Source organism: Mesobacillus subterraneus (assembly GCF_003937825.1).
Classification (GTDB): Bacteria; Bacillota; Bacilli; order Bacillales; family Cytobacillaceae; genus Mesobacillus; species Mesobacillus subterraneus.
On record NZ_RSFW01000008.1, the window covers coordinates 24,680 to 31,200 of the forward strand.

Sequence of the window (6,521 nt, forward strand, 5' to 3'; positions counted from 1 at the left end):
AGGTTTTGATGAAGCATGCAGCAGCCTGTACCTGAAAGATTACAAATATCACCTTTTCTCGTTCTCTATTTAATCATGTCCATGCAAATTGGCATCGGAGTCCTTGGATACCAGCGGATCATAGCGCAGGCTGCTGGCTTTGATGCCTGGATGTCCGTTCTGGGAGCGGGATTGAGCATCCACATCATCGTTTGGATGATCTATAAAATCTGCCAGACAGTGGAAGGTGATATTGTTGCAGCGAACGTCTATGTTTTCGGAAAAAAATTCGGCCATCTCATCAGCACCGTGTTTATTGTCTACTTGCTTATTTTTGCCTTAGCAGTTTTGAGGACATTCATCGAAGTAATCCAGGTTTGGATGTTTCCTGAAATCAATGCTTTTTTGTATAGCTTTGTTTTCCTGCTTTTGTCCGTTTATATTATCTTTGGAGGTTTTCGAACCGTTACCGGCATTGCTTTCTTTTGCATAGTCCTGCCTAGCTACTTGCTGCTGACATTCAGTTTTGCCCTGAAGTATGCGGAATTCAGGAACCTGCTGCCGTTATTTGACCATTCAATTAAGGAAATGCTTACAAGCGCTTATAACATGTCCCTGACGTATTTGGGGTTCGAGATTCCGATTTTTTTCTATCCATTTATAAAAGATGCGCCCAAGTCTCAAAAGTGGGCGCATCTAGGGGTTTTTCTGACAACCATCATATACACAGCCCTGGCCATTGTTACTTTTTCTTACTTTTCCGAAGCCTATCTCGCCAAATCCATCTGGGCTACGCTTGAAATGTGGAAAATCGTCACCATGCCTTTCGTTGAACGTTTCGAATATATTGGCATTGCGAACTGGAATCTTGTCATCCTGCCGAATATTTGCATCGCCCTCTGGGGTGCCAGCATGATCTTAAAGCGAGCATATAAGCTTAAACAAAGAAAAGGTGTCATTATTATGGCGCTGATTTGCCTGGCTGCCATACCATTTTTTGATACCCGCCTAAAAATAAACCTTCTGAATGACTGGACAGCGAAAATTGGATTTGCGGTCACATATGGATATATTCCTTTTTTGTTTTTCGCGACAATGATTGCCAAGAAGGTGAAAAACAAATGAAGCTAAGCAAAATCTCCCTTATTCTAGCTGCTGTCTTTGCCCTTACAGGCTGTGTGGAGAAAGAAATCATCGATGACGTCAATATAGAGATGGGAGTAGGCTATGACGTGTCTGAGGAAGGAGAAAAAATTGAAGGAACGGTCATGATTCCAATATTCAACCCTGACAAAAACATCGGCAATTTCACCTTCTCTGCAACGGCCGAAAGCAACAGAGACCTAATCCAGGAAGTCCAGCGCAAATCTGCACAGCCACTCGTTACAGGTTCTCTCGAGATCGCTATATTTGGCGAGAAGATTGCCAGAAAGGGACTTCGGCAGTTTATCGACGCCTATGAACGCGATGCCAGTATTGGAGCCAGAATATATTTTGCAGTTGCCGATGATAAAGCAAAAGAAATTCTAAACGGTACGTACGGCAACAGAGGCAATGCCGTCCACTTATCCCAACTGATTAAGCACAACACCGAAAGCAGGAATCTGCCCGTCACCAATATGCATCTCTTTTTATTCAATCTGTATCAGGAAGGAAAGGATCCTTATCTTCCCATTCTCAAGAAAGTCGAGCCGGAAATCGTAGATATTGTAGGGATTGCTATATTCAAGGACGAGAAAATGGTCGAGGAACTTCCTCCAGATAAAATGTTCTTTTTTAAACTGCTCACAGACAAGTTCAGTGAAGGGTCGTTCAATCTTGAACTGGAAGGCGAAAAAGTATCGATTAAGGACCTGAATTCAAAGCACAAGATGAAGGTGACAAAGCGCAACCCACATAAAGTTACGGTCGAAATAAAAATCGAGGGACTGGTCCGTGAATACACGGGTAAAACATTGTCTCCTGATGTCGTAAAAAAAATTGAAAAGGAATTGGAAGCCATAGTGAACAAAGAAACTACCGCCATGATCAAGGATTTCCAGGAAAAGGGAATCGATCCCATAGGCTTCGGCCAATTCATCAAAACCAAAACAAGGGGATTCGATTTTAAAAGATGGGAAGATGAATACAAGAACCTGACAGTGGATGTAAAAACAAACGTGGTCATTACTGAGGTTGGGATTGTTGAATAAGGAAGGAGCAGGAATCACGGGATTCCTGCTCCTTTTATGTTGATGTGGAAAACATATATTTCTTATGGTGGTAGCGGATTGAGAAAATCAGGCTGACTGCCAGCATATTCCCCATCAGTGAGCTTCCGCCGTAGCTGATGAATGGCAGCGGGATACCCGTAATTGGCAGCAGGCCGATCGTCATGCCGATATTCTGGAACACGTGGAAGGTGATCATGCTGATGACCCCTACACAAATGAAGGTGTAGAAATCATTTTTCGTTTCCATGCCGATTTTGGTGATCTGGTAGATCAGCAGGAAAAACAAGCTGACCAGCACGCTCGCGCCGACAAACCCGAACTCTTCGCCGATGATGCTGAAAATGAAGTCTGTGTGGCTTTCCGGAAGGTATACTTCCCTCGTGCCATACCCCTTTCCGACTGTTTCACCGGAACCGATCGCCAGCAGCGACCTCGTCAGCTGGAAGCCCGTGGTGCTCTGGTAGTTATAAGGATCGAGCCAGGAATAAATCCGCCCAAATTGGTATTGCTTCACTCCAAGATATTTTTCAAGGATTTCAGGTTTCCAGATGACAAAATAAAAGATGATGGAAATCAGTGTCATGCCTGTCCCGAAAATAGGCACAAGCAGCTTCCAGGTAATGCCGGAGATAAAGATCATCCCAAGCATGATCGCAATATAAACGAGCGATGTTCCCAGGTCAGGCTGCTGCATGACAAGCAGGAGCGGCACCATCGTGACGATGCCTATTTTGATTAAAAGCCAGAAATCCGTCTGCATCGTCTTCAGCCGGTATTTCTGGTGATGGTCGACGATGACACGTGCGAGCGCCAGGATGATGAACACCTTCACCAGCTCGGATGGCTGCAGCGTTCCCATCGCAGGCACCCTGTACCAGCTCTTCGCACCGTTAATGACCGGAGCAATGCTGGATGGAGCTACAATCAGCCCAGCCAGCAGGACAAGGCCAAAGCCATACGCGTACCAGCTCAATTTTTGCAGCTGATCTGAATCAAGCGTGATGACGGCCGTGATGATGCCCGCGCCAATGATATACCAGACGATCTGCTTGATCAGGAAGTTTTCAGAGCCATACTGCCCTGTCGTCTGCGCGCTGTAGATGGCGACACAACTCGCCAGGAATAATAATATTAATATCGTGACCAGCCCATAGTCGAGCCGGGAGTTATTTTTTGTATTCGAAGTCATGTTTATTCCCCTTTAATGCAGGCTGATTTCTGCAGCCTAAATGAAGAACTGTTCAATACTTCATTATATTTTTTTCGACAATAAATCACAACTTCTGACTGCGAAATGGTTATTATTACATAAAGGGCAGATTCGTATTCAGGCAATATGGCACAGGCAATTGGCTTACGCTTCCTTTTCCATTGATTCATTGAAATATCTGTTCCTAAGATCCTCCGCCATCCACTCGAGATTATTCGGGACCTGCGGCAGATGATAGCCTATGAACAACGGAGTCGTCACGAATCTTGGCACTACTTTGCAGATCATATCCCCTTCGAAGCTGTAAAAGAAAAGATTGTAGCTGCTGCACTTGAACGGGAAAGCGTGCATGATGTAATGCACCGCCGTCTGGATGAAAGAAGCGAATGTAGCAGACGGCCTGCCCCTTTCCATCCTGATATTGAACTCATAAAACCCTACCTTCGGACGAAGGGATAGATTGAAATGGACATCATTCTGTTCCTGGATGTGGAGCCCGGTAAAATCAGCTTCGGAAATTTTTTCGTGGTAGTCCAGGTCATAGAGCCCGACAATCTGCATATGTGAATGGGCAATGGTTCCGCCCGAAAGCGGCCCGTGATTTTTGAAAAAAACAACCGAACGATACTCCCCTGATTCCTCCATCTTCATCCAGTGACGGATCGCGAAACCCAGCAGCCGGTTCAAATGCCCAGGTGAATACCGTGAAAACTCCTCATCACACACATCCGTCTCCACCAGTACAGTCTGGTACGCATTCTCCAGCACCGGATATTTATTTTTAAGCAACAGAATAGGCCCCTCTTCATCAATGATCCCCGTCAGCTCCTCCCGCGCGCAAAACGGACAGCTTTGATTTTTATTTCGGATATTCTCAGGCTTCTGCACGCCGATCGCCGTATTGAAAAACAAATGCGTATTCGTCATTTCCCCACCTGCTTCGGAATTTGGTAATTGGATTTTTTGGTTTTAGTTTGGTTACTGCTTTTGGGTGTGATTCCCGGTTTGATTAGGTGTCAGTTTGGATTTGGTGTCAGTTTGGATTTGGTTTCGGTTTTGAATTGGTGTCATTTTGAATAGTTTTTTTACTATTGTATTAGGAATTACCGTAATTATCATTTTAAAGGATGTAATTTTATTTTTCACATAGAAGGATTCATCTGTTTACCCGCGAATGATATAGTCTTGTAATTTCAGTGCATACTGGGTGGATGTGTTTCATAGCTTTGTATTGGACAAAGTCTTTAAAAAAGTGGGGATTTGTATGCTTTCTAAAATCGAGGCGTTTATTCTTGGGCTGATCCAGGGGCTGACTGAGTTTTTGCCGATCAGCAGCACGGGTCACCTCTACCTTGGCCGCAATCTGTTCGGGCTAGAGGAGGCTGGCCTTCTGCTTGACACGATGCTTCATGTCGGGACGCTCGTTGCGGTGTTTGTTTTTTACCGGCATGAATTCATCCAGATGTTAAAAAATCCATTCGGTAAGCTGACCTTCCTTCTTGTTGTGGGCACGCTGCCGGCAGTGGTGGTCGGATTGCTGTTTGAAGATTATTTCGACGAGATTTCAAAAACCGGCGTGACGATTGGCTGGGAATTTCTCATTACCGGTGCTTTCCTGTGGTTCGCGGATACCATCAAGAATGGCCGCAAGAAAATGGATGACATCAGCTACAAGGATGCCCTGTTCATCGGCACTTTCCAGGCGGCAGCGATTTTCCCGGCCATTTCCCGGTCCGGTCTGACGATTGTCGCGGCGCTTATGAGAAAGCTTGATCGCGAGACAGCAGCCTATTTCTCCTTCCTGTTGTCGACTCCAGCCATCCTCGGGGCGATTGTCCTGCAATCGAAGGACCTATTCAGCGGCGGAAGTGAGACGATTTCGCTCCAGGCACTGCTGATTGGCATCATTTCAGCTGCGGTTTTCGGTTATATCGCTGTAAAATGGATGATTGGCTACCTAAAAAATCACTCATTGAAGCCTTTTGCTGTGTATGTCTGGATTATGGGCATTGCAGTACTGTATTTTCAGTACACTGGGCAGTTCTAAAACACTTTTATAGAGATAAACAAGTTTTTATAGCGATAATTTAACTTTTATAGCGAAATTGACATTTTTATAGCGAAATTCTATTTTTTATAGCGAAATTCAGATTTTCATAGCGAACTGGAAATTCCGCAGCTTTTTTTCCAGTTTCCGGCCATACAAAAATGCACACCATCCAAAAGATGGTGTGCATTTTTTATCAGCAGCCGCCGTCTCCGCCCATGAGGACAAGACCTTCGCGGTATTCATCGTATTCAAGTGCCATGCCTTCTGTATAGTCGACGATATTGGCTTCGATTGCGACTTGAATTTCATTAATGACTGTTACATGATCATCTTCTTCCGGCTCCTCCAGAGCCAGACCAATCTGCGGGCCTCCTCAGCCAAAGCCGCCGAAGTAGACACGAATACCATTTGCATTGCGCTCTGCGAGGATTTCTTTAAGAATGTCGCGCGCTTTATCTGAAATTTGCATTCTCCCGTTTCCTTTCTTCATCAAATCTTTTCTATTGCTTAGTTTACCATGCTCTCTATAAGAAATACACAATACTGCCCGGAGTATTTTGTGAAGGTATAAATTGGCAGATCCCTTCGTAAAATGTGAACAAAATATGATAGATTCATGATGAAACTAAACAAAACTTAATAAAACCCAACAAAAACCTTACCCTTCTACTGAATATTCTATTATATTTAGATTATGAAGAAAAGGAGGGATTCTTTTTGCAGATTTATACTCCTGATGAAATTGCCTCGATGCTGAAAATTTCAAAGCATACAGTCTATGAACTGATCAAACGCGGCGATCTGTCTGCTTTTAAAGTGGGCAATAAAATGCGGATTGAAGAAAGCGAGTTTGAAAGATATAAAACAAGCATGGCAGCACCACCAGCGAAATCGCAGGAAAGGGCACCCACCCCTCCCCAGCACACCCTACAGCTTTCCGGCAGCCATGACTTCCTGGTGGAGCAGCTTGTTAAATACATAGTTTCAGAGGGAACCGGACTCTCAATCACTCCTTCCTATATCGGCAGCCTGGAGGGATTGATGATGCTTTACCGGTGCAGCGCCGATT

General features: G+C 44.6%; 6 protein-coding genes. 4 read left to right on the forward strand and 2 right to left on the reverse strand.

Annotated features, from left to right (window positions below):
• Positions 1–15 precede the first annotated feature (15 nt).
• Together EJA10_RS05565 and EJA10_RS05570 are read left to right on the forward strand one after the other, a co-directional pair.
• Positions 16–1,104 (forward strand): GerAB/ArcD/ProY family transporter, encoded by a 1,089-nt coding sequence (locus tag EJA10_RS05565; RefSeq protein WP_125479027.1) that lies wholly within the window; start codon positions 16–18, stop codon positions 1,102–1,104.
• A complete protein-coding gene (locus tag EJA10_RS05570; protein WP_125479028.1) occupies positions 1,101–2,171 on the forward strand; it encodes a Ger(x)C family spore germination protein in 1,071 nt (356 codons plus the stop codon). Before EJA10_RS05565 ends, EJA10_RS05570 begins: the two co-directional genes overlap by 4 nt.
• A gap of 34 nt (positions 2,172–2,205) precedes the next feature.
• On the opposite strand, the gene EJA10_RS05575 is transcribed toward EJA10_RS05570, so the two are convergent.
• Positions 2,206–3,381: an FtsW/RodA/SpoVE family cell cycle protein gene (locus tag EJA10_RS05575; protein WP_125479029.1), complete on the reverse strand. Its 1,176-nt coding sequence runs from the start codon at positions 3,379–3,381 to the stop codon at positions 2,206–2,208.
• A 165-nt stretch (positions 3,382–3,546) separates the two neighbouring features.
• Entirely contained in the window at positions 3,547–4,329 is a 783-nt protein-coding gene (locus EJA10_RS05580; protein WP_125479030.1) for a DUF4931 domain-containing protein, read from the reverse strand.
• A gap of 337 nt (positions 4,330–4,666) precedes the next feature.
• Here EJA10_RS05580 and EJA10_RS05585 point away from each other — a divergent pair, with 337 nt between their 5' ends.
• Together EJA10_RS05585 and EJA10_RS05590 are read left to right on the forward strand one after the other, a co-directional pair.
• Positions 4,667–5,449: an undecaprenyl-diphosphate phosphatase gene (locus tag EJA10_RS05585; RefSeq protein ID WP_125479031.1), complete on the forward strand. Its 783-nt coding sequence runs from the start codon at positions 4,667–4,669 to the stop codon at positions 5,447–5,449.
• A gap of 720 nt (positions 5,450–6,169) precedes the next feature.
• A partial coding sequence (locus tag EJA10_RS05590) for a helix-turn-helix domain-containing protein (RefSeq protein ID WP_246017697.1) occupies positions 6,170–6,521 on the forward strand: 352 nt, incomplete at its 3' end.

Coding starts and splice junctions, on each gene's coding strand:
- EJA10_RS05565 (WP_125479027.1), top strand. CDS start 16: ATGCAGCAGCCTGTACCTGAAAGATTACAAATATCACCTTTTCTCGTT.
- EJA10_RS05570 (WP_125479028.1), top strand. CDS start 1,101: ATGAAGCTAAGCAAAATCTCCCTTATTCTAGCTGCTGTCTTTGCCCTT.
- EJA10_RS05575 (WP_125479029.1), bottom strand. CDS start 3,381: ATGACTTCGAATACAAAAAATAACTCCCGGCTCGACTATGGGCTGGTC.
- EJA10_RS05580 (WP_125479030.1), bottom strand. CDS start 4,329: ATGACGAATACGCATTTGTTTTTCAATACGGCGATCGGCGTGCAGAAG.
- EJA10_RS05585 (WP_125479031.1), top strand. CDS start 4,667: ATGCTTTCTAAAATCGAGGCGTTTATTCTTGGGCTGATCCAGGGGCTG.